A 21,430-nucleotide genomic window follows, 5' to 3' on the forward strand; every position below is an offset into this window, starting at 1 on the left:
GTTTGAGCTGATATTTATACAGTAGCGAGTTGTTATTGTACGGTCGATATAGATAACCTAAGTTGTTAAAAATAAATCCAAAAATAGAAAAACTGAGGCAACCTCAGTTTAAATAAGTAAACCTCAGTAAACTTCAGGTTATACTCAAGATCAAATGAAAAATTTTTAACGTTATGAATTTTGAAGAAGCGCTGAAACTCGCAGATACCGCCGTATTTGCCCAAGCAAACAGACACTTAAAAGATATAGAAGTAATAATTCTGAGGGGATCTTGGGAAGGTCATGAGTATCATAAGATTGCAGAGGCTTACGGATATGCTGCCGAATACCTGATGCAAGATGTTGGCCCCAAGTTATGGAAGCTGCTTTCGGAAGCTTTAGGCGAAAGAGTCAGTAAAAGAAACTTTCAAACGGCATTGGAAAGGCGATCGCACTTGCAGTCACAGACAGCCGCACAGCCAATTTCAGTTACAAGCACTCCTTTATGCCAAGATTGGGGTGAAGCGCCGGATGTCTCAAATTTTTTCGGCCGCGCCGCAGAATTAAATACCCTGAGTCAATGGGTACTCCGCGATCGCTGTCGCTTGGTGGCGCTGTTGGGTATGGGAGGTATTGGTAAAACGGCTTTGACTGCTAAACTGGGAGAACAAGTTCAGGGTGAATTTGAATACCTAATTTGGCGCAGTCTCCGTCATGCACCTCCTTTGCTGACAATCTTGACTGAGTTGAACTCATTTACCAGCAGTTCCCCAGAAACGCAACTGCCAACTACTATAGGCGAGCAAATTTCTTCCCTAATCAAAAGTTTGCGCGATCGCCGTTGTTTGCTGATCCTAGATGATTGGGAAATGATTTTGCAAAGTGGAGATATAGCTGGGTATTACGGAGATGGTTATGAAGGGTACGGTCAACTATTGAGGCGAATCTCAGAAGAAAGGCATCAAAGCTGCTTGCTACTTTTATCGCGAGAAAAGCCTGTAGAGGTTGCATCTTTAGCAGGCGAAACCTTACCTGTGCGTACATTACAAGTTAAAGGCTTAAAACAAACAGATGCAAAAATGCTGTTGGCAGCCATTGGCTTTTCTGACTCAGAAAACGGCTTAGATGAACTGATACAAGTATACCGAGGTCATCCGGCTGCACTGAAAATTACTGCTACCACAATTCAAGAGTTGTTTAATGGAAATATCAGTCAATTTATCGGTCAGAGTTCCTTAGTTATTGGCGATATATTTGCCAATTTACTTAACGAACATTTTCAGCGGTTATCGGATTTAGGAAAAGCTGTCATGTACTGGCTGGCGATCGAACAGCAGCCGATTTCCTGGAACCAACTGAAAGCAAAATTATCAGCAGGCGTTTCTAGTTCAGAATTACTAACAGTATTAGAATCCTTGGTAAGGCGTTCGTTAATCGAAAAAGAGCTTTCTCCCTCTAGTGCTGAAGCAAAATTCACTCTCGAACCCGTGATGATGAAATATGTCACCCATAATTCGATCGAACAAATATGCCAAAATATTCTCGAAGCAATGGAAGCGCAATCCACCGACAAGCTAGGTTTAATCGGAAGTCATGCTTTCGAGCGATCGCCAGAACTCAAGGACACTAAAATTACTCAGCTACACCCGATATTAACCAAAGTTCGAGAACGCTTAGATTTAACTCGAATAAATAATTATCAAATGCAGCTAAAAGAACTTTTGTCTAAAGTTCGCGAGTGTCCTTCCCCAAAGCTTCTATATGCAGAGAAAAATCTTCTCAAACTGCTAGGATAAACTGAAATATAGAGTGGGGAGGGCGGGTTTATGTAACCGATATGCAAGCTTTAAATCAGTTGGCGAACCCGCCCATACAGGTTCTTAAGAGGTTCTATGATTCCAAATAACTTAATTCATCCAGGATTCATATTGCAAGGTCGCTACCAAGTTATCGATCGCATTGGTGGCGGTGGCTTTGGCGATATTTTTGAAGTAGACGATGGTGGCATTATCAAAGTATTAAAAGTTTTGAATTTAGATAACTTTAATAACCCAGATATTAAGCAAAAAGCCACCATTTTATTTCAGCGAGAAGCAGAGTTCTTAATGAGCCAAAGACACCCCGGCATTCCTCGTGTAGAAAAAGACGGATATTTTAATTGGCCTGAAGGTAGTAGCAAACCGTTACCATGTTTGGTAATGGAGAAAATACCGGGGCAAAATTTACAAGAGTGGATGTTAGCAAGAGCGAATCAACCAATAAATACAGAAACTGCGATCGACTGGTTGACACAACTCACACAAATTCTCAATTTACTGCACGAGCAGCAGTATTTTCACCGAGATATTAAACCGTCCAATATCATGTTAAAGCCGGATGGGAAATTGGTATTAGTTGATTTTGGTGCGGTGCGAGAAGTAACAGAAACTTACTTGCGGCAGCAAAAAGAAAATTATACGGGAACTGCGATTATTTCTGCTGGCTATACGCCAAGCGAACAAGCAGAGGGTCATGCAGTACCGCAATCGGATTTCTTTGCTTTGGGGCGTACTTTTGTCTATTTGCTAACAGGAAATTTACCGATTAAATTACCTAAAGATGCCGAAAACGGTCAGTTAATATGGCGAGATAAAGCAACGCAAGTTTTACCACATTTGGCAGATTTAATTGACCGCATGATGGCTCCTTTTTTTGGGAAGCGACCACAAAACTGCCAGGAAATCTTGCAAATTTTGGCACGAGGAGACGCGCGATCGCCCTTGGAAAGATTGGCGAAACCGTTGCCAGAAATTAAACAATCCATCGAACCCAGTAAAACGAATCCTATTTTTGATATGATTGGTTTTAACTGGGTAGGCAAACTAGCTCTAGCTAGCTTTTTTTTGCTAGGCGGTTTGTGGACTTTCTCACCCCAGATAGTATTTTATCTTAACAAAGAAGGTTTGAGTAATTACAAAAATCAACGTTTAGATAATGCGGAATTATATTATAAAACAGCTCTATTATTTCAAGCAAATGATGGAAGAGTTAACTATAACTTAGGCGTAATTTATGAAGACAAAAAAGAATATGGAAAGGCTCGCGCTGCATATCAAATTGCTGTCTATGCAGGTTTTAATAAAGCTTTAAATAATTTGGCGCGGCTGGAAATTTTAGATAAACAATATGCGAAAGCTCTACCGCTGTTAGAAAAAGCTTTACCACTTGCCACAGATATTAAGACAACGTACACTATACACAAAAATTTAGGTTGGGCGCAGTTGGAGTTAGGGCAATATGAAGAGGCTAACAATAACCTGATGAAAGCGATTAATATTGGTAGCGATCGTTCTGTTGCTTACTGTCTTGAAGCTGTGCTTTTAGAACGTCAAGGCAACAAACAAAAATCTTTATCTTATTGGGAAAAATGCTATAATAATTTGCAGTCGGAGTCTTCTGAAGAACAGAGATGGATACGGCAAGAATTTAGCAAAAATTTTCAAAATTTAAAGTTATAGCGTATCTCCGATAGTCCGGCAGGGGTTTAAACCCGTGCCTCAAAGCACAAGTCCTCGCTTCAGAGGACTAATGAAGATTTCCAAAGTTTATGCGAGCGCGAACAATGAAAAATAACTTATGCAATGAAAAATAATTATCCATCCAAGCTGAGACAAATCAATCTCAAAGACAAAACATTTATTTACTTTGCTATTTTTGGGCTGACGCCTTTAATCCCGATCGTCACAGCGTCAAGAGTTGATCCGATAATTAATGGATTGCATCCTCAAGTTTCAGGTATCGATCGACCGGAAATGCTAGCGATCGACTGTGACGATTATACTGCCGATCCGCGCGGGCCTCTTGATGTCTTAATTCCTTATATTATCAGTCCCCGGCGCACTTTATTGCTGAACGAGCGACCGAAGTTGCGTTGGAACAAAGTTCCCGGTGTTAATAATTATACTGTGAGTTTAGTGAAGGGCGAGCGCACAATTTGGGAAACAAAAGTTAATGGAAATGAAGTAGTGTATCCGGGAACACTACAACTGGAACCGGGATTTGAGTATTTACTGGTGGTAAAAGCTGAGAACGGCAGGACATCTGACGAGGAAAAACTTCCCGCTCGAAGCTTCCGAATGCTACCAACGACGGAAAAGCAACTGGTGAAAGGGGCGATCGAACAAATTGACAGTCAAAAAATTGCCGAGACAACCAAAGCTTTGCAACGTGCTTATTTTTACATCGGTTCGGATTTGAAATCTGAGGCGATCGAGACATTGGAAGCATTGGTAGCAAGGGGTTTTCAAGAAGCTATTGCATATCGCAAGCTAGGCGATTTATACTGGCAAGAAGGGGTGACTTTGCTGGCGGAGAGCAATTATCTACAAGCACATAAATTAGCTAGTGCAGCCAAAGATATCGGGGAGCAAGCACAGTTAGAGGAGGCTTTGGGGGAGTTGTACGGGGCGATCGGCGAAAAGCAAGAAGCCGTTCGCTGGTTGATGCGGGCAACAAACAGTCACAAAGCTTTAGGAAATACGCCAAGAGTCAAGGAAATTGAAACGCAGATTGCCAAACTCAAGGCAAGTGTGGCAAAACCGCAACGCTTTGCCGGAGGATTGGGGAGTTAATTTAGAGAAAATTTTGATTTTTCCCGGAGAACAGTTTTATATAGTGCAAATTTTAAATAGTAAAGTAAGAGGCAAAAACGCAAATGAATTCGGAAACATCTACCAATCAAATCGCATTTAACTTACTACAGAAAGCTCGCAATAAGTTTGAAGCCAAAAAATATGCTACTGCATTGCAGTATTGCCAAGCTGCATTAGCTATTTATGAAGAAATAGGCGATTCGGTAGGGATTGGATGCAGTTTGGCTAATATTGGCAATATATATAGCAGGCAAGCTGTTGAATTTTATCATCAAGCTCGATCAAATTTTGAAGAAAGTAGTAATCAGCTTAGTGAAGAAATAGCACAGGTTCTTTCTTTAAGTTTGGAATCTGAAGCCTCATGGTACGCCTCAGATCGAGGTAATATTGTTAAGTTATCTCGATCTGAGCAAATAGATATTCCACCTCAAAAGCCTGGAAATGCCTCTGATAGCACTACAGGTGGCCTTGATGATTCTCCAATTGCTCGATCTAAGTTGAAGAGGGCTGGTAACGCGGATGGTGGCCTTGGTGGTGGCCCTGATGATAGCCGTGGTGGTGGCCGTGGTGGTGGCCGTGGCCCTGGTGGTGGCCCTGATGATAGCCGTGGTGGTGGCCGTGATGATAGCTGATGGCCCTGATGATAGCCTCTGATGATTAATTGCTCCACTTAAGCCTTTTTTTGATGGTCCTGATGATTCTCGCCCTATTCATTAAAGTTGGTTATATTTTTGACAATTTCTCTACCTGATTTAGAAACAATAGAATCAACATAAATTATACATTGCCTTTGAATTAGTAAATGTCAAGGCAATGTATAATTTTTCATTATTCACTACTATTGCTAACACCAATCAATGCTTTCGAGTTTTAATTATATTAAGTTTTCAAGTGTAATTATGAGTATTTTAGTCAATGGCAACTTCAGCATACTTTCACTTGTTCAATTAGCAGAATACCCTGTGCGTAATGCGGAAGAGACAACTTCAAGCAATTCACATCTTAAACTTGAAGCAGACAGACTATTGGAGATAGGTACTCAGAAATTTCGCAGCAATCAATATCAAGAAGCATTAAATATCTATCAAAAAGTTTTAGTAATTCGTCAAGTAATTGGCGATCGCAAACGGATTGCAGAAATCAACAGTGAAATAGGAATAGTCTATGGTCGAATAGGTGAATATTCTCAAGCTCTAAAGTTTTTGGGAGTATCCTTAGCTATTTGTCAACAACTTGATGATAAAGCGTGCCTTGGAAAAGTTTTCCATGAAATGGGAAGAATTTATGCTTGGAAAGGAGAATATTCTACAGCGTTGACGTTATACCAACAAAGTCTTTCTATTCGCCAGCAAATCAATGATAAAGCTGGTACTTCCAGTACCCTTAACTCTATTGGAGGAATATATAGGAAAAAAAGTTCATATTCTCAAGCACTAGAATTTTATCAGCAGAGTCTTAATATTAGTACGGAGATTGGCGATCGAGCAATCATTGGCACCGTTTTAACTAATATTGCCATAGTTTACACTAGCTTAGGTCAGCATTCCCAAGCAAGGGAATTGTATCAACAAGCCTTAGCGATTCGCAGAGAATTAAAGGATCGTTCTGGTGAAGCCAATACTCTTCACAATATAGGATGGGATTATTATATAGAACAAAGTAATTATTCTAAAGCTCTAGAATTTTACCAGCAAGCATTAGCTATTCGCAGAGCTATCGGCGAACGAGGCAGCATTGCGCGTACCCTAAATAATATAGGAAGTGTATATCAAAAACAGGGAAAATATGTGCCAGCCTTGGAAGTCCTGAAAGAATCATTATCAATTTTTCAGGAACTTGCAGAAACACTGTGGATAGGAGAGAATCTTGATTCGATTGGCAGTGCTTATAAAGGCTTAAATCAATTAGATGGAGCATTATATTCTTACCAGAAAGCTTTAGGAATTATTAGACAAATTGGCGATCGCCGAATTGAACGTCTGATTCTTGGTAACATCGGTGAAGTATTAGAAAAACAAAATCGATCGGAAATGGCGATCGTCTTTTATAAATTATCCGTTAATGTCACCGAATCAATTCGCAGCGATTTGCGCTCTCTCCCCACCGAACAACAGCGCTCTTATACAACAACTGTCGCCGATACCTATCGCCGCCTCGCCGATCTATTACTGCAACAAGACCGAGTTTTAGAAGCACAACAAGTCCTCGATTTACTCAAAATTCAAGAAATAGAAGATTATCTCCGTTCCGTGCGGGGAAACGAACAAACAGCACAAGGTATTCCCTTAACTCCTCAAGAACAGCAAATCCGAAACAGACACAATGAAATTTTAAATCGAGAGATTCAACTAGGCAGAAAGCTGGCTGAATTAGAAAAAATTACTCCAGCTAATCGCACATCCCAGCAGCAACAAGAAATTGCCAATCTGAGGCAAATGCAGCAGGAAATGCGCGGCACATTCAACGAATTTATTAATTCTCCTGAAATTGTTGCCATTCTCCAACAACTAAGTCCTAGAGTACAAACTGTGAATCTAGCTCAACTCAATAACATACGATCGGACGTATTGCAGCGGTTAGAAAAAAAAGCCGTATTGATTCAGCCTTTAATTTTAGAAGACCGCTTAGAATTGGTAATAACAACTGCTGACTCTCCCCCATTCCGACGTACTGTAACAGTTAAAAAGCAAGAGGTAAATCAAGCAATTGTGGAATTTCGCATGGCTTTGGAAGATCCCAACTCCGATGCCACAATCCCAGCCAATAAACTTTATAATTGGTTAATCAAACCCCTAGAAGACGATCTGACTGAAGCACAAGCTAAAAGCATTATTTATGCTCCTGACGGACAGTTGCGCTACATTCCTCTAGCAGCTTTATACGACGGTAAACAATGGTTGGGGCAGCGGTTTGTAATTAATAATATTACTGCTATGAGCCTAACCAAATTCACTGGAGAAACTGCTGCTAAACCTCGCATTTTAGCTGGTGCTTTTGCTACGGGCCGTCATAATTTTGAACGGGGGTCTACTCGATTTGGTTTTTCTGGTTTGGAATTTGCGGGGCTGGAAGTAGAAAATTTAGCTGCGATGATGCCAGGAACTACCAAATTAATAGATATGGAATTCAATAGTGCCACAATGATTCCGCGTTTGCCCGATTATACAATTATACATTTGGCAACTCATGCTATGTTTGTTACGGGAAAACCCGAAGATTCGTTTATTTTGCTGGGGAATGGAGATTTAATTACCCTGCCCGATATTCAAACTTTAAATCTACTGAATGTAGACTTGGTAGTATTGAGTGCTTGCGAGACGGGGATAGGTGGTAAACTAGGTAATGGAGAAGAAATTTTAGGTTTTGGCTACCAGATACAGGAAACAGGAGCAAAAGCTGCGATCGCATCTTTATGGAAAGTAGATGATGGCGGCACTCAAGCATTGATGATTGCTTTTTATACGGCGTTGCAGTCGGGGACAACTAAAAAGGCTGAAGCTTTGCAAAAAGCGCAAATTGCCTTAATTACAGGTGATGATTCAGTGTTGGGTCGATCGGCAAATTTATCAATTTTAGCTAGAACCCGGGGTAGTTTGAGACAGTCAGTGGCTACTCGTTTGAGTCATCCGTACTACTGGGCACCGTTTATTCTGATTGGTAATGGTCTTTAAATAGTTGACTGTTGAGAGTTGACTGTTGACAGCGAGGTTTTTAGATCGAACTGTTAATAGATTCCGGGAATTATTTTTTTTACTCGCTGGCGGTACTCTGAATAGGCTGGATATTTTTTGGTTAACCAGGTTTCTTCTCGGTTGGCTTTGATCTCGAAAAGTATTATTAATAGTGCGCTGGCTATTAAGTGGGATATGCTCATTTGAAAAAGTGTCCAGCCGAGGGCTGCTAAAATTAAGCCGCTGTATAATGGATGCCGCACTATCCCGTAAATGCCTGTTTGGATTAATTCTCCGTCTTCTCTGGGATACGGTAAGGGTGTGAGGTTTTTTCCTAAGTCTATCAATCCTTTGATGATGAAAATTAATCCGGTTAAGCCTAGAATACTGGCCACAAACCAGATAATATAAAGTAAGTGGGTTGATTGAATTTTTAATCCTGGCAGTTGATAAACTGGTAAGATTACAAATCCTGTGAGCAATCCTCCTTGAAGCAAAACTAAATATTCGCCGCGGCTGTTATTGCGCCAGCCTTCGCGCGTGAAACCCCAGTCAGTTAAGATTTTCATAGTAAGACGAAGTTCGGCAACGGATTTTGTAACGGATGTAACGGATGTCAGGAAGAAGGAAGAAGGAAGAGGGGAGAAGAAAGTGAACTGTAGGTTGGGTAGACCGAAGTAAAACCCAACCTACGGCGAACAGTCAACAGTCAACAGTCAACAATTAACAAACAAATTTATTCTCGCCAGGGACGTGTCATTAATTCTAATTGATTGACTTCATCTTGGCTCAAATTCCAACCTAAAGCGCCTGCATTTTCTTGGGCTTGTTTTGCGGTTTTGGCGCCGGGAATGGGGATGACTCCGTTTTGGCATATCAACCAGTTTAGGGCAACTTGGGCGGGAGTGCGAGATCGCTTTCTGCCCATTTTCCGCAGGGTAGACATGACTAATTCGATTTTTTCGAGGCCGCTTTTGCTGAAGCGGGAGTCCATTTTGCGGGCTCCTGTAGGTGGTTCTTGGGCTGTGTATTTGCCGGTGAGCAATCCTTGGGCTAAGGGGCTGTACGCTAAAATTGTGACGCCCAATTCGCGGGCTGCACTCACAATTCCTTGTTTTTCTACTTGCCGCGACAGCAATGAGTAGCGGACTTGATTTGTTGCTAGGGGAACGCCTTTTGCTGCTAGGATTTTATGGGCTTGGCGCATCTGTTCTACTGAATAGTTGCTGACTCCTACTGCTTGAATTCTGCCTTGTTTTACTTCGTCGGCTAAGGCGTTCATCAGGGTTTCTTGACTGAGTAAAAAAGTGAAGGGCCAGTGCACTTGGTAGAGGGCTATTTGTTCTACTTGCAAGCGTTTTAAGCTGGCACTTAAAGCTTCGGAAACTGATTTTCCTGTAATCCGCCAAGGTACGGGGCCGAATTTGGTGGCTATTTGCACGGGTTGGCTGGTTTTTTTGAGAAACTGCCCCAGCAATTCTTCTGACAAGCCGTTACCGTAGACTTCGGCTGTGTCAAAAAAGTTGACTCCGCTGTCTAGGGATGTTTTGAATGCTGCTTCGACTTCGGCGGCGCCGTAGTTGCTGCCGTAGTTCCAAAATAGTTTGTCGCCCCAAGCCCAAGTTCCGACGCACAGGGGAATGACGGCTGGGCCATTTTTTCCTAGGGTAATGGTTGTCACGGTTGGTAAATCCACAATTCTTTATTGTCTATTATTTTTCTATAAATAATCGCGATCGAGCTTCTAGCTTGGGGAAGAATGGCGGCGGGTTGCGATATCTCAGGTACTATAAGTGCAAATGATGTGTTTATTTGAGTAGTTATGTCGATCGACCGTTTGCCAGATTCAAGATTAACAGATTCCGCGACTCCTGCCCAAAAGAGAGTTTCCCTCCTGACTATGTTCCGGTTGGGTTTGTTTCAGATGGGATTGGGCATGATGTCGATTTTGACGCTGGGGGTGCTCAATCGCGTCATGATTAAGGAGTTGGCGATTCCGGCTACTGTGGTGGCGGGTACGCTGGCTATGCACCAGTTTGTCGCGCCGGCTAGGGTGTGGTTCGGGCAAATGTCTGATGCTAAGCCTTTGTTTGGCCATCACCGCACGGGTTATGTGTGGATGGGCGGGGTTTTGTTTGTGATTTCTGCTTTTTTGGCGGTGCAGGTGATGTGGGGCTTGGGGGGCAGTTTGGAGGCTGTGGGATGGACAACTCCTACTTACGGTTGGGTGGGTTTGTTGGGTTTGATTTTTGCGCTTTACGGTATTGCTATTTGTTCGAGTTCGACTCCTTTTGCTGCTTTGTTGGTGGATGTTTCCGATGAGGAGGATCGATCGAAGTTGGTGGGTGTGGTGTGGTCGATGCTGATGGTTGGTATTATTATCGGGGCGATTGTTAGCAGTGGTTTGCTGAAGCAAATTGATGGGGATGTGCCGCGGGAAGTGTTGCAGGCTTCGATTAACGGTTTGTTTGTGAAGGTGCCGGCGCTGGTTTTGCTGTTGGTGGGGATTGCGACTTTTGGCGTTGAGAAAAAGTATTCGCGGTACAAGATGCGATCGTCCGCAGTGAATCGAGAAGATAAAATTACTCTGGGAAGTGCGCTGCGGATTTTGACTGCTAGCCGCCAAACCGGTTTGTTTTTTACTTTCCTGCTGATTATGACAATTTGCTTGTTTATGCAGGATGCGGTTTTGGAACCTTACGGCGGGGAAATTTTTAAGATGTCGATTTCGGAAACTACGCAGTTGAATGCTATTTACGGTACTGGTACTCTGATCGGTTTGAGTGCAACTGGTTTTTTAATTGTGCCGCGCATTGGCAAGCAAAATACGATTAGATTGGGCTGTTTGTCTGTGGCGGCTTGTTTTGGCTTGATTATTTTATCGGGGTTTACTGGTAATCCAATTGTGTTTAAGTCGGCTTTAATGTTGTTTGGTTTAGCTTCGGGTATTACGACGACTGGTGCGCTGAGTTTGATGTTGGATTTGACTGCAGCAGAAACTGCTGGGACTTTTATTGGCGCTTGGGGTTTGTCGCAGGCGATGGCGCGGGGTGTGGCGACGGTTACTGGCGGTGCTATTTTGGATTTTGGCAGGAGTTTGTTTGGGCTGCCGATGTTGGCTTACGGGTTGGTGTTTGCTGTGCCGGCGGCGGGTATGATTCTGGCTGTTTGGCTGTTGAGTAGGGTGGATGTTCGAGAGTTTCAGGATAATGCTAAAAGTGCGATCGCAACTATTCTTGAAAATGAATTAGACTGATATGTTGTCAGGAAAGCAGGTGTCAGTTGTCAGTTGGGCTGTGGCAGTTGTTAGTTCCAATAATCAATAACGAATAACGAATAACTAATGACTAATTTTTGGGATTCTATTTTAAGTTTTGCGCGGGTTACTGTCGAGAGAGTCGGACAGCAGTTGTTGCAAGATTTCGGTTCGGTGCAAGCGGATGAGAAGGATGACGGGAGTTTGGTGACGAAATCCGATAATTGGGCGGATGCGGAAATTAGAAGTGCGATCGCATCTACTTTTCCCAGTCACGGCATTTTAAGCGAGGAAGGCGAACAGGTTTTCCCCGATACTGAATGGTGTTGGGTTGTCGATCCTTTGGATGCTACCACTAATTTTGCTAGGGGAATTCCGATTTGGGGTATTTCTTTGGGTTTGTTGTATCGCGGAACTCCGGTTTTTGGCTGCGTGCATTTGCCGCCAATTAATCAGTCTTTTCACGGTTTTTATGCACCTGATTTGGCGGGCGGCGTGTTTGACAATATGCCTCAAGGTGCGTTTTTAAACGGGCAGCCAACTCGTCCGACTGCTGATAAAATGACCGGGAATCATTTTTTTAATTTGTGTTCGCGGAGTGTGGGAATCGCGCCTCATCTTCCGAGTAAAGTTCGGATGTTGGGTATGGCTAGTTACAATTTTTTGACTGTGGCTTCAGGTGCGGTTTTGGGAGGGGTGGAAGCGACTCCGAAAATTTGGGATATTGCTGGGAGTTGGGTAATTGTGAAGGCTGCTGGTGCGGTTTGGCTGCCCCTGGAGTCCCAGACTATTTTTCCGCTGGAAGTGGAGAAGAATTACGGCAGGGTTTCTTATCCGACTTTGGTGGTGAACCGACAGGAGTCGGTATCGGTGTTTTTGCCGTTTGTGGAGGCTTGGAAGAAGAAAAAAATGGGGTGATACTATTTTCGATTTTCGATTTTCGATTAAGGAATTACTAATTCCCAAAGGGTTTGAATATAATCTACAGTTTCATTCTTTTTGGGAACTGGTATCATTGGCGATCGCACAAATCGCTCAATTATTAAATAAAACAGCAGGGCAGGCGTGACGGAGGAGTCTCCCACGCCTGCCCTGCTGTTTGGAAGAAATATACCGACCGATGACCGATGGTTAAAGTATGCCTACTCTCGTCGATTTGTGCCAATCTGCGATCGGGTGGTTTTGTTTTACGTCGATCGGGTGATGCGGTCTTGGTACAATTTATGGTAAGTTTTTGACTGGCTATTATCTCTCGGAAATAAAATTATACCCGTTTTCAAGTAGAGGCACAAGGGTAAATAGATTTACTGCGGTGTGGGAAAAAGTAGATGAGCGGTATGGCTAGGTCGAAGAGTTAGCCTGTGGGAAGATACAAGAATAAACTTTGGAAGAAACTCGGAAAAGTCTGCGGTTGGCGATCGCACTTGATGCAGCCGGCAAAATAACAGATGCTGGGATTAGGGACACAACATTGCTGTGTCCCAACTGCAAAATGAATTTATTGCCTCAAGCGATTAATTTCGACAGCACGTTAGACAACTTAGCACCGAGATTCTCAACAGCGTCCTGCTGTTTGGGATCTTTCATCGTACCGTCAGCATTAAATGCTTCAAAAGCTTGGGGAATTGCTTTCTGATCCGGCAGTACCAATACGTTGATATTCCCCAAGATCGATCGCAAATGAACCAATCCCCGCAAACCGCCCATTCCGCCTGGGGAAGCACTCATAATTACCGCTACTTTGCCAGTAAATGCCACCAATCCCGGTTCACCAGGTGCTGGGCGCGATACCCAATCGATCGCATTTTTCAACACAGGCGTAACTGAACTGTTATACTCGGGGGAAGCTATCAAAAACCCGTCATGCGCTACCATCAATTCCTTCAATTTCCGGGCATTTTCTGGCATTCCCTCTTGTGCTTCCAAATCTTCGTCAAATAGCGGCATCGGCAAGTCGCGCAAATCTGCATAAGTAACTTCTGCGCCCGCCTCCCTAGCCCCAGCCGCCGCAACTTTTACCAGCAGTTTGTTGTAGGATGCTTCGCGGGTACTTCCGGCAAATGCAAGTATTTTTGGTCTGTTTGTCATTGATTTTTTCCTGATTATTGCTTCCGAGTAAAATTGTACTATTCCGAGTGATTCCAAACAAAGTCAGCAATGGATCTATCTGCCGACAAAGCAGGATTTTCACTGGAATTGAATAAAACCGATCGCGCTTTTACATTCCCGACTCCCAAACGCCTCTCGACGCGACTGGGAATGCCGTAACCGTAAATAATGTGTCCTTTCCCCGCCAACACGACAACTTGATAGTCGGGGTTTGCTTTGACAAATTCAGCTATTTTTTCCGCCATAGTTTCGTCCCACAAAACTTGAGCTTGCAAGAATCTTTCAAAAGCCGTACTATTTCCCTGTCCTGCCTTTTGGTGTTGCTGGAAAACTTCTAACAGCAGTTGCCGGTATTCGGCGTTGTCGGTGTGAATTTCGGATATTGGCGGAATGTGCTTTTTTTCCTCGGCTGTGAGGCTTTCTAAACCTTGACTGGCAACTTTTCTCGTTACTTCGGATGGTGTATTTAAGGCGAGGACGGGTAGTTGATTTAATGCGGCAAACCGCAAAATGGGGGCGTAAGATTCCCAGGGAAAACGCCACCTGCGATCGTACTCTGTTTGCTCGACTAATTGCTCCTCAGTTAGTTTACCTGCTAAGTAGTTGTCTATCGCACTTTGAAAGGGACGCTGAAACATTTCCATCGCGATCGCAATTTTCCGATTTTGCCGCTGCATTTCTCGGATAATCTTCAGTTGAGCTTGGTGGTCTTCCGCGCTATCGTGGGTTTCTCCCAGATACACGACTTTTGCCTTCACCAACTGTTGCAGAATCTCTTGGTTAGTGTAAGTCTGCCCAGGTTGAGGGTTCGCCGTGGTTGAAGCTGTCACTGCACTGCTGCACAGCAGAAATATACTCAGCGATAAGGCGCACAGTTTGATGAGTTTGGTTGTTTTCATACAAATATTATGCCGTTTCTCGCAGCAGCAAGCACAGCCGAACTCTACTATTTTAGCTGAGCAGCTAGAAAGCTCAATGCTTAATTTAACTTCATAATTATCCGCAGTTCCTTCTAAAAATGTAAAGTTTAGTTGCAGGTACTTGCACTTCTAGAAGAAGGTGATAAATTAATAATATGAAGCAAACAAAAAGCTTCTCTGACAGATACAACATCTAGATACCACAGCGAAGTTCACAATAGAATCTAAGGAGTAAAAACGCTGTTTAATCTCACATCTGTCTCATTAAAAACCAATAGCAGCACCCACCAACAAAGCTGATACTTCCTCAACTAATGAGAGGGGAGCAATGCAACTGAATCCGAGGATTATTGCAACTCCACATCGAAGTTGAAAAAAGAGGAAATCACTCGGTACATATGGCTGGGTGCTGTTGTTGTTAAAAGAGATTTTCGGTTTGTGATTTATTTTTCAGTAGAGGCACACCCTCTAGATATGCGTTACCGGGCAGAGCCTGGTAACGAGCATAATTATATTATCTCCGGTTGATGACCCCTAATACGGTAGGGGATCCCCTCACGAAAAATATCTGTCAATAATTGACAATCTCAAAAACCCGCCCTTTTAATCGCTCGATAGGACATGATATTACGGGAAAATTGTCTCGTCTTCCTTTCGCCACGCGGGATCGACGATACAAATAAATATTAGCGGCTCTGTGCCGCAGTTGTAAATAAACTGCTTGGCGTTTGGCGGAATGTAAACTGCATCTCCGGCTTCCACGAATTGATTTTCCTCGTCGATGTGCATTTCTCCAACGCCGCTGAGGATGTAGTAAACTTCAGAAGTTGTCAGGGAGTGCAGCGCAGAAGTTTGTCCCGGTGGCAAAGTGGCGTGGGCTAAACTGTAACGCAAATCCACAGCTTGTTTGTCTGGATGCAGCAATTCTCGCAGTTGAGTACCGTCGCCAGCAATAAACTCGCCGCAGGCATTTAGCTTTTGAATGAGCATTCTTTCCACACTCCTGAAAATCTCTTTACCACAACTTAAGTTTAATTGAAAGAGCCAGAGATGTTAAGAAATATGTAAAGCGGCGGCCGGATTTTTCAACCGTAAATTCCCGAATGCCCTCGATAATCAGGACAGTCGATCGCATCTTCAGATAAAGCTATTGTAGGCTGAACGGGACACTTGAGGTGGTAGTCGCCGGTGAAAAATACGCAGTTAGCACAAGGGATTTGGTGCATCCTCTGAGCTCGGCGCAGGGAGTCGGCGACAGTATGCCCGATACTCGAAAAGATCAAAAAAACTAAACCCCAGGCGGAGACAAAACACAGCGGGACTAAAACAGGCTGTATTGCCTTAAGCAAAAAGTAAAGCATAGCAAGAAAATTTAGCGTTAGAAGCCACACATACATTAGAGTAGTGGAATTGCCGATCGATCGACCAAAAAGTTTAGAATCCTTTACAGCTCGATCGAGAAACCGGGCAATTATGGGATGATAAGGAACAGTCCTTAAATAAAATTAGAGGAAATCAGTTATGACTCTGCGATTAGGCGATACAGTTCCCAACTTTACCCAAGCTTCGTCTGAAGGGGAAATCAACTTCTACGACTGGGCTGGCGATAGCTGGGTCGTGTTGTTTTCCCACCCGAAAGACTATACTCCAGTGTGCACCACAGAACTCGGTGCAGTGGCCCGTCTCAAGTCGGAATTTGACAAGCGGGGCGTCAAAACCATCGCCCTCAGCGTCGATGATGTGGATTCTCACATGGGCTGGATTAAAGATATTGAGGAAACTCAAAATGTCACTCTCAATTATCCGATTTTAGCAGATGGCGATCGTAAAGTCTCCGACATTTACGACATGATCCATCCCAACTCGCTGAACAACTTAACAATCCGCACAGTTTTTGTGATTGACCCGGAAAAGAAATTGCGTTTGAGCATTACTTATCCCGCGAGCACTGGTCGGAATTTTAATGAGATTTTGCGAGTAATTGATTCCTTGCAACTTACCGACAAATACAGCGTTGCGACTCCTGTTGATTGGAAAGACGGCGACGATTGCGTCATCGTACCTTCAATTACCGACCCCGCAGAATTGGCAGAGAAATTTCCCAAAGGCTACACGCCGGTTAAGCCTTATTTGCGGATGACTCCTCAGCCGAATAAATAGGTTTAATTTACCACCCTGTTTGTAGTAAGGACTTTAGTCCAGGACTTACGCATTAAGGACAAAGAAACCGGGTTTTTTGCCGAATTTGTGGGCGAGTGCGAAATATTTTCGTAAAAAAACCCGGTTTCTGAGTACCCGTGCGTAAGGACTTTAGTCATTAATCCTGGTTTTGAGGACTGAACTTCGATGCTGCGAACAAAGAAATTGCCCTATTGTCTGAACAATTGAGATTTTAGGAAAGGCAAAATGCTGTCATCTCCGATCGTATTGCAAATGCCACCAGAATTGCAAATGACAGACGACGAATTTTTTAATTTTTGTCAAATCAATCGCAACTTGCGGATTGAACGCAGCCAGCGGGGAGAAATACTATTGTTGACTCTCGTTGGGGGAATCAGCAGCAACCGCAATGCTATTTTAAGTGGAGAACTGGGAATTTGGACAAAGGGAGACGGAACTGGCATTGCCTTTGCTTCTTGTACGGGATTTACTTTATCGATCGGCTCCGTGCGATCGCCTGACGCTTCCTGGATTAAACTGGAAAGGTGGAATACTTTATCAAAAGCACAGCAAGAAAAATTTGCCCCGATTTGCCCTGACTTTGTAGTTGAACTCAGACCAGATTTTGAGGACTTAGAGCCCTTGCAAGAAAAAATGCAAGAATATATGAGAGAACCCGGAGTGCAGTTAGGCTGGCTTATCGACCGCAAAAATCGCAGAGTTTACATCTACCGTCCCGGTTTGGCAGAGGAATGTTTGGAGAATCCGGCTACAGTTAGCGGCGACCCAGTTTTGCCGGGATTCGTACTCCATATGAGCAAGATTTGGTAGAACTGGTAGCAATAAATATCAACTTCTTGTAAAAATCAATAATAGGATGGAAAAACGCAAAAAATATGGATATTAAAAACGGCTTTGTAGGCACAATCGGCAACACACCACTAATTCGCTTAAACAGCTTCAGCGATGAAACTGGCTGCGAAATTCTCGGCAAAGCAGAGTTTCTCAATCCCGGCGGTTCCGTTAAAGATAGGGCTGCTTTATACATCATCAAAGATGCAGAAGAAAAAGGCTTGCTGAAACCGGGCGGCACCGTTGTTGAAGGTACTGCCGGCAATACAGGCATCGGTTTAGCCCACATTTGCAACGCTAAAGGTTACAAATGTTTGATTGTGATTCCCGATAACCAATCTCAAGAAAAAATCGATGCTTTAAGAACCTTGGGCGCTGAAGTTCGGACTGTTCCCGCTGTTCCTTACAAAGACCCGAATAATTATGTCAAATTGTCGGGAAGATTGGCTGCGGAAATGGAGAATGCAGTCTGGGCAAATCAGTTTGACAATTTAGCCAATCGCCGAGCTCATTACGAGACAACTGGCCCGGAAATTTGGGAACAAACCAACGGGAAAATTGATGCTTGGGTAGCCGCAACTGGTACGGGCGGCACTTTTGCTGGGGTAGGAATGTTTTTGAAAGAAAAAAATCCTGCTGTGAGAATTGTCTTGGCAGACCCGATGGGCAGCGGGCTTTACAGTTATTTCAAAACTGGGGAAATTAAGACTGAAGGCAGTTCGATTACTGAGGGAATCGGCACGAGTCGGGTGACGGGAAATATGGAAAATGCCCCGGTAGACGATGCCTTGCAAATAGATGATGCGGAAGCCGTGCGGGTGGTTTACCAACTGTTGAGAAAAGATGGGTTATTTATGGGCGGTTCGGTAGGAATTAATGTGGGGGCGGCCGTGGCTTTGGCGAAGCAAATGGGGCCTGGACATACGATTGTTACGGTACTCTGCGACGGTGGGGCTCGGTATCAGTCGCGTTTGTTCGATCGACAATGGTTGGCATCAAAAGGTTTATCATCGGATTAATCTGCGCGCGTGCAATGCCGTGTACCTTACCGTCGGGGCAGATGCAGCTATCATCAATAGACTTGAATTGCATAAGTCTTTGATTAATACAGAAACCGCAGATATGAGGCAGATAAACACAGATAAACGCAGATAATTTGAGGACTTCACAGCGATTGAATGCAATCCAAGTTTAATGAGTTGTGGGATGGGCTTCTAGCCCGTCCAAAGTTTTTAACGACTTTCCTACAATTTGGGCAAATATGACGACACCTATTCCCATGATAAAAAAATAGCATATATTGAGCTGAATGTCAAGTAAAAAAACATGAAAATTATCGAATCTTCTAGACAAGTTCTTGTGTGTCAAAACCGCACTTGTCGCAAGCAAAATTCAGCAAAGGTACTGGCAGCTTTTCAGAAATTGTCGCCATCAGAAGTTGAAGTTGTTGCTAGCGGTTGTTTGGGACAGTGCGGCAACGGGCCGATGGTGTTGGTACTGCCAGAAGAGGTTTGGTACAGCGGTGTTTGCCCTGAAGAAGTTGCGGCAATAACTGAGCAACATTTGCGGGGAGGAAAGCCGGTGGAGAGGATGCTTTACCGCAAGTTTCACCGACTTTCTAAGTAGTCGATCGCCCGCGTTTAAAATTCTTCCGCAAACAATCGGCGGAGAATTTCCGTGACTTCGGCGCAAAATCTGGCGTCGAGTTCGATCGCCAAGCGATCGACACTGCTGGAACCGCTTACAGGTTTTTCTGCCCGCAAAGTCATGGCTAAAGTTCTGAGTTTGGCCGGCTTTCCCGCCGCCTTCGGTCGCTCGTCAACAAACCGCACTAAAGCTACATAAACTGTTTCTAGGGTTCCCCTGATCGAGCTCAGTCCGTAACCCAATTTTGAGATAATTACTGGAGAAGTAATGAGGCTATCCATCCCCAAAGTTTTAATTGCTACGTCCGCATATCGAGCGCTGTCATGTCCCATTGCTCGGACAATGCTTTCTAAGCTGTTCCACTGAGATGCTTTCATGCGCGATCGCTGTTCGATGTGGAAGTGCCATCCTAACATGAAAATCAGCCTGGTCAAGTCATAAGCAGATACGGAATTTTTTTGTTTGGTGCTGTTTGCGGCCGCACTTAGCAGCACTTGTTTTTTGGTGAGATCGAATATTTTTGGGTTGTTGAGATAAGGATTTTCGCCGTAATCGCCGCGAAAAATTAGGTCATTATTGCCAGTAGCGCTCTTGAGCCATTGCTCTAGTCCTGTCCGAGTATCGAAGCGTTTGAACATCGCGGCTAAGGAGTTTGAACTTGCTATCTTTGAGGCATAGCTAATCATGTCTTTTGCTACATCGTAAAAGTAAAAATCGTGTCTTAGTCCGTTGCCATCTCTAACAACGCAGTTGTCAATGTCGCAGTCGGGATATTTGCTATTTATTTGACTGACGATATTAAGGAGTGCGATAATTTTAGTGGCGCTCCACTGCTCAGCATTGGTAAGTGCGTTTTTTCCCAGCCACTGTGCCTGAATTTTGCCCTCTACAAAAGTACCAATGCAAACGCAGGCTTCTTTGATGTCTGCGTGGAGGAAACTTAAAGCTTGAGAGTTAATTTGAGGTAGTTCTCCCAGGCTGGGAAACGGGGTAAGTTTGAGGGGATTATTGGGGCCGGGAAGAGAGCTAATTATTTTTAAGCCGTCGGGTTTCTGTTTGAGATAATCGGGATAGTTTTTAATGTGTTGTTGGTAAGGAGATTTTTCAATGCCCCGGTCTAAAAAAGCTAGTTTGTTTATGTTAGCTTGGGCATCTATTTCCATTTGAAGGTAGTTTTTGTAGATGCGCGATCGGTCTTTTGCGAGTTCGAGGGAGGTGAGGTTCATGATAATTGTTGGCAGCTTGTTACGAATAAGTAAATCACTATATTAGGATTTCCGCAAACAAACCGGGCTGCGCTGCAAAACTTTGGTTTGGGAAACTGAAAATTTATGAATAAACCGGGTTTCAGACACTAGCTGCGTCCAGGACTATATATCTGAGATCGGGCATTGCGCTCAAGCTTTTTTGCCGCGTACTTGAATGCGTTTGTCGGTTTTTTGTTTCTTAATCCAAGAGAGAAATTTCTGGAGTTCAGGGTCATTTTTGAGCTTTTCCAGGGTGTTGAGCTCTTGGGCGAGGTGTTTGTTCTCAAATAGAGAGTGAATCTGGCGGTGACAGGCCGAGCAAATGTCGATTGTCTGGCTGGGATCTTCGTTTTTCCGCTTGGTGTTTTGTTTGGGGATGAGGTGATGGGCGGTTAATGCTTCCATTTGTCGATCGCACAATTCGCACTGCATAATTTTCTCAATGCTGCTGGATAGGGGAATTGCTACTTTTAGTTTAGCGCGATCGGCTGTGAGGAAGTGCATGATATCCCTCTTGAGTCACTTTCGGTAGAGATGATTATCCTACTCCTATTCTAATTAAAGTAGGGTGCGTCGCCGCCAGAATTCTGATTGTTGACGACTATCAATGAGCGACGCACCATACCGCTAAGCTGTTCGACATCTAAATTGCATTTTTTGTGCGGGCTTTCTGGCCCAACCCCTACTCCCCACAACAACTTTATCAAGTTTTGACTGTGCAGTTTAAATGCAGGACAGCTTATACTCTCGCCCGAAGTGACAAAAGAGAGATATCATGTCCGATCGATTAACCATAATATCCCGGTCGGGGCGGGTTTTCGAGATTGGAGATTGTTGGCAGGTATTGTTGGTGAACCCTCCCCTACGAAAATCGCGGTCGCTCGACCCGACTTGATATGAAAGTCGATCGCACTCTCCAAACAATAAAAAAACCCCCAATTGGGGGTCAGACAAATCT

General features: G+C 43.8%; 20 protein-coding genes. 11 read left to right on the forward strand and 9 right to left on the reverse strand.

The features are described 5' to 3' along the window. Window positions 1-173: 173 nt before the first annotated feature. The 5 genes from QUA50_RS09930 to QUA50_RS09950 all read left to right on the forward strand — a co-directional run bounded on the left by QUA50_RS09930 (window position 174) and on the right by QUA50_RS09950 (window position 8,281). Window positions 174-1,775 carry an NB-ARC domain-containing protein gene (locus tag QUA50_RS09930; RefSeq protein ID WP_333262582.1) on the forward strand — a complete coding sequence of 534 codons (1,602 nt, stop codon included), beginning with the start codon at window positions 174-176 and terminating at the stop codon, window positions 1,773-1,775. A 96-nt stretch (window positions 1,776-1,871) separates the two neighbouring features. Then, the gene (locus QUA50_RS09935; protein ID WP_333262585.1) at window positions 1,872-3,476 is read left to right on the forward strand and encodes a protein kinase domain-containing protein; all 1,605 of its coding nucleotides are present in this window, start codon (window positions 1,872-1,874) and stop codon (window positions 3,474-3,476) included. 123 nt (window positions 3,477-3,599) lie between these two features. After that, entirely contained in the window at window positions 3,600-4,589 is a 990-nt protein-coding gene (locus QUA50_RS09940; RefSeq protein WP_333262588.1) for a tetratricopeptide repeat protein, read from the forward strand. 83 nt (window positions 4,590-4,672) lie between these two features. Further along, window positions 4,673-5,242 (forward strand): tetratricopeptide repeat protein, encoded by a 570-nt coding sequence (locus tag QUA50_RS09945; RefSeq protein ID WP_333262591.1) that lies wholly within the window; start codon window positions 4,673-4,675, stop codon window positions 5,240-5,242. Between the two features lie 267 nt (window positions 5,243-5,509). Next, window positions 5,510-8,281: a tetratricopeptide repeat protein gene (locus QUA50_RS09950; RefSeq protein WP_333262594.1), complete on the forward strand. Its 2,772-nt coding sequence runs from the start codon at window positions 5,510-5,512 to the stop codon at window positions 8,279-8,281. Between the two features lie 53 nt (window positions 8,282-8,334). Here the strand turns inward: QUA50_RS09950 and QUA50_RS09955 are convergent, their stop codons facing one another. After that, a complete protein-coding gene (locus QUA50_RS09955) occupies window positions 8,335-8,850 on the reverse strand; it encodes an isoprenylcysteine carboxylmethyltransferase family protein (protein ID WP_333262596.1) in 516 nt (171 codons plus the stop codon). Between the two features lie 167 nt (window positions 8,851-9,017). Then, the gene (locus QUA50_RS09960) at window positions 9,018-9,962 is read right to left on the reverse strand and encodes an aldo/keto reductase (protein WP_333262692.1); all 945 of its coding nucleotides are present in this window, start codon (window positions 9,960-9,962) and stop codon (window positions 9,018-9,020) included. Between the two features lie 141 nt (window positions 9,963-10,103). Here QUA50_RS09960 and QUA50_RS09965 point away from each other — a divergent pair, with 141 nt between their 5' ends. Both QUA50_RS09965 and QUA50_RS09970 read left to right on the forward strand, forming a co-directional pair. Continuing rightward, a complete protein-coding gene (locus tag QUA50_RS09965) occupies window positions 10,104-11,537 on the forward strand; it encodes a BCD family MFS transporter (RefSeq protein ID WP_333262599.1) in 1,434 nt (477 codons plus the stop codon). An 87-nt stretch (window positions 11,538-11,624) separates the two neighbouring features. Next, window positions 11,625-12,455, forward strand: a complete 831-nt coding sequence (locus QUA50_RS09970; RefSeq protein WP_333262602.1) for an inositol monophosphatase family protein — start codon at window positions 11,625-11,627, stop codon at window positions 12,453-12,455. A gap of 26 nt (window positions 12,456-12,481) precedes the next feature. Here the strand turns inward: QUA50_RS09970 and QUA50_RS09975 are convergent, their stop codons facing one another. The 5 genes from QUA50_RS09975 to QUA50_RS09995 form a co-directional block, all read right to left on the reverse strand. Next, entirely contained in the window at window positions 12,482-12,622 is a 141-nt protein-coding gene (locus QUA50_RS09975; protein WP_333299458.1) for a hypothetical protein, read from the reverse strand. A gap of 421 nt (window positions 12,623-13,043) precedes the next feature. Continuing rightward, complete coding sequence (locus tag QUA50_RS09980) at window positions 13,044-13,625, reverse strand: NAD(P)H-dependent oxidoreductase (RefSeq protein WP_333262605.1); 582 nt, start codon at window positions 13,623-13,625, stop codon at window positions 13,044-13,046. 38 nt (window positions 13,626-13,663) lie between these two features. Beyond that, window positions 13,664-14,545 (reverse strand): ChaN family lipoprotein, encoded by an 882-nt coding sequence (locus QUA50_RS09985; RefSeq protein ID WP_333262607.1) that lies wholly within the window; start codon window positions 14,543-14,545, stop codon window positions 13,664-13,666. A gap of 648 nt (window positions 14,546-15,193) precedes the next feature. After that, window positions 15,194-15,556, reverse strand: coding sequence for a cupin domain-containing protein (locus QUA50_RS09990; RefSeq protein ID WP_333262609.1), 363 nt, complete (start codon window positions 15,554-15,556; stop codon window positions 15,194-15,196). Between the two features lie 95 nt (window positions 15,557-15,651). Further along, on the reverse strand, window positions 15,652-15,927 hold the full coding sequence (locus tag QUA50_RS09995) for a hypothetical protein (RefSeq protein WP_333262612.1): 276 nt from the start codon (window positions 15,925-15,927) through the stop codon (window positions 15,652-15,654). A gap of 160 nt (window positions 15,928-16,087) precedes the next feature. Here QUA50_RS09995 and QUA50_RS10000 point away from each other — a divergent pair, with 160 nt between their 5' ends. The 4 genes from QUA50_RS10000 (at window position 16,088) to QUA50_RS10015 (ending at window position 19,204) form a co-directional block, all read left to right on the forward strand. Further along, on the forward strand, window positions 16,088-16,726 hold the full coding sequence (locus QUA50_RS10000; protein ID WP_333151366.1) for a peroxiredoxin: 639 nt from the start codon (window positions 16,088-16,090) through the stop codon (window positions 16,724-16,726). 246 nt (window positions 16,727-16,972) lie between these two features. After that, window positions 16,973-17,557 carry a Uma2 family endonuclease gene (locus tag QUA50_RS10005; RefSeq protein WP_333262615.1) on the forward strand — a complete coding sequence of 195 codons (585 nt, stop codon included), beginning with the start codon at window positions 16,973-16,975 and terminating at the stop codon, window positions 17,555-17,557. 65 nt (window positions 17,558-17,622) lie between these two features. Further along, window positions 17,623-18,597, forward strand: coding sequence for a cysteine synthase A (locus QUA50_RS10010; protein ID WP_333262617.1), 975 nt, complete (start codon window positions 17,623-17,625; stop codon window positions 18,595-18,597). Between the two features lie 307 nt (window positions 18,598-18,904). Beyond that, window positions 18,905-19,204, forward strand: a complete 300-nt coding sequence (locus QUA50_RS10015) for a (2Fe-2S) ferredoxin domain-containing protein (protein WP_333262619.1) — start codon at window positions 18,905-18,907, stop codon at window positions 19,202-19,204. Between the two features lie 14 nt (window positions 19,205-19,218). On the opposite strand, the gene QUA50_RS10020 is transcribed toward QUA50_RS10015, so the two are convergent. Together QUA50_RS10020 and QUA50_RS10025 are read right to left on the reverse strand one after the other, a co-directional pair. Beyond that, the gene (locus QUA50_RS10020) at window positions 19,219-20,451 is read right to left on the reverse strand and encodes a hypothetical protein (RefSeq protein ID WP_333262622.1); all 1,233 of its coding nucleotides are present in this window, start codon (window positions 20,449-20,451) and stop codon (window positions 19,219-19,221) included. A 171-nt stretch (window positions 20,452-20,622) separates the two neighbouring features. After that, window positions 20,623-20,976, reverse strand: a complete 354-nt coding sequence (locus QUA50_RS10025; protein WP_333262624.1) for an HNH endonuclease — start codon at window positions 20,974-20,976, stop codon at window positions 20,623-20,625. Window positions 20,977-21,430 lie beyond the last annotated feature (454 nt).

The organism is Microcoleus sp. M2_D5 (assembly GCF_036701935.1).
Taxonomy (GTDB): domain Bacteria; phylum Cyanobacteriota; class Cyanobacteriia; order Cyanobacteriales; family Microcoleaceae; genus Microcoleus.

Excerpts from the sequence above, each read along its gene's own strand:
- QUA50_RS10000 (WP_333151366.1), top strand. The coding sequence starts at position 16,088 with ATGACTCTGCGATTAGGCGATACAGTTCCCAACTTTACCCAAGCTTCG.
- QUA50_RS09990 (WP_333262609.1), bottom strand. The coding sequence starts at position 15,556 with ATGCTCATTCAAAAGCTAAATGCCTGCGGCGAGTTTATTGCTGGCGAC.
- QUA50_RS09950 (WP_333262594.1), top strand. The coding sequence starts at position 5,510 with ATGAGTATTTTAGTCAATGGCAACTTCAGCATACTTTCACTTGTTCAA.
- QUA50_RS10020 (WP_333262622.1), bottom strand. The coding sequence starts at position 20,451 with ATGAACCTCACCTCCCTCGAACTCGCAAAAGACCGATCGCGCATCTAC.
- QUA50_RS09940 (WP_333262588.1), top strand. The coding sequence starts at position 3,600 with ATGAAAAATAATTATCCATCCAAGCTGAGACAAATCAATCTCAAAGAC.
- QUA50_RS09970 (WP_333262602.1), top strand. The coding sequence starts at position 11,625 with ATGACTAATTTTTGGGATTCTATTTTAAGTTTTGCGCGGGTTACTGTC.
- QUA50_RS09945 (WP_333262591.1), top strand. The coding sequence starts at position 4,673 with ATGAATTCGGAAACATCTACCAATCAAATCGCATTTAACTTACTACAG.
- QUA50_RS10005 (WP_333262615.1), top strand. The coding sequence starts at position 16,973 with ATGCTGTCATCTCCGATCGTATTGCAAATGCCACCAGAATTGCAAATG.
- QUA50_RS09985 (WP_333262607.1), bottom strand. The coding sequence starts at position 14,545 with ATGAAAACAACCAAACTCATCAAACTGTGCGCCTTATCGCTGAGTATA.
- QUA50_RS09930 (WP_333262582.1), top strand. The coding sequence starts at position 174 with ATGAATTTTGAAGAAGCGCTGAAACTCGCAGATACCGCCGTATTTGCC.
- QUA50_RS09955 (WP_333262596.1), bottom strand. The coding sequence starts at position 8,850 with ATGAAAATCTTAACTGACTGGGGTTTCACGCGCGAAGGCTGGCGCAAT.
- QUA50_RS09965 (WP_333262599.1), top strand. The coding sequence starts at position 10,104 with ATGTCGATCGACCGTTTGCCAGATTCAAGATTAACAGATTCCGCGACT.
- QUA50_RS10010 (WP_333262617.1), top strand. The coding sequence starts at position 17,623 with ATGGATATTAAAAACGGCTTTGTAGGCACAATCGGCAACACACCACTA.
- QUA50_RS10015 (WP_333262619.1), top strand. The coding sequence starts at position 18,905 with ATGAAAATTATCGAATCTTCTAGACAAGTTCTTGTGTGTCAAAACCGC.
- QUA50_RS09980 (WP_333262605.1), bottom strand. The coding sequence starts at position 13,625 with ATGACAAACAGACCAAAAATACTTGCATTTGCCGGAAGTACCCGCGAA.
- QUA50_RS09995 (WP_333262612.1), bottom strand. The coding sequence starts at position 15,927 with ATGCTTTACTTTTTGCTTAAGGCAATACAGCCTGTTTTAGTCCCGCTG.
- QUA50_RS10025 (WP_333262624.1), bottom strand. The coding sequence starts at position 20,976 with ATGCACTTCCTCACAGCCGATCGCGCTAAACTAAAAGTAGCAATTCCC.
- QUA50_RS09935 (WP_333262585.1), top strand. The coding sequence starts at position 1,872 with ATGATTCCAAATAACTTAATTCATCCAGGATTCATATTGCAAGGTCGC.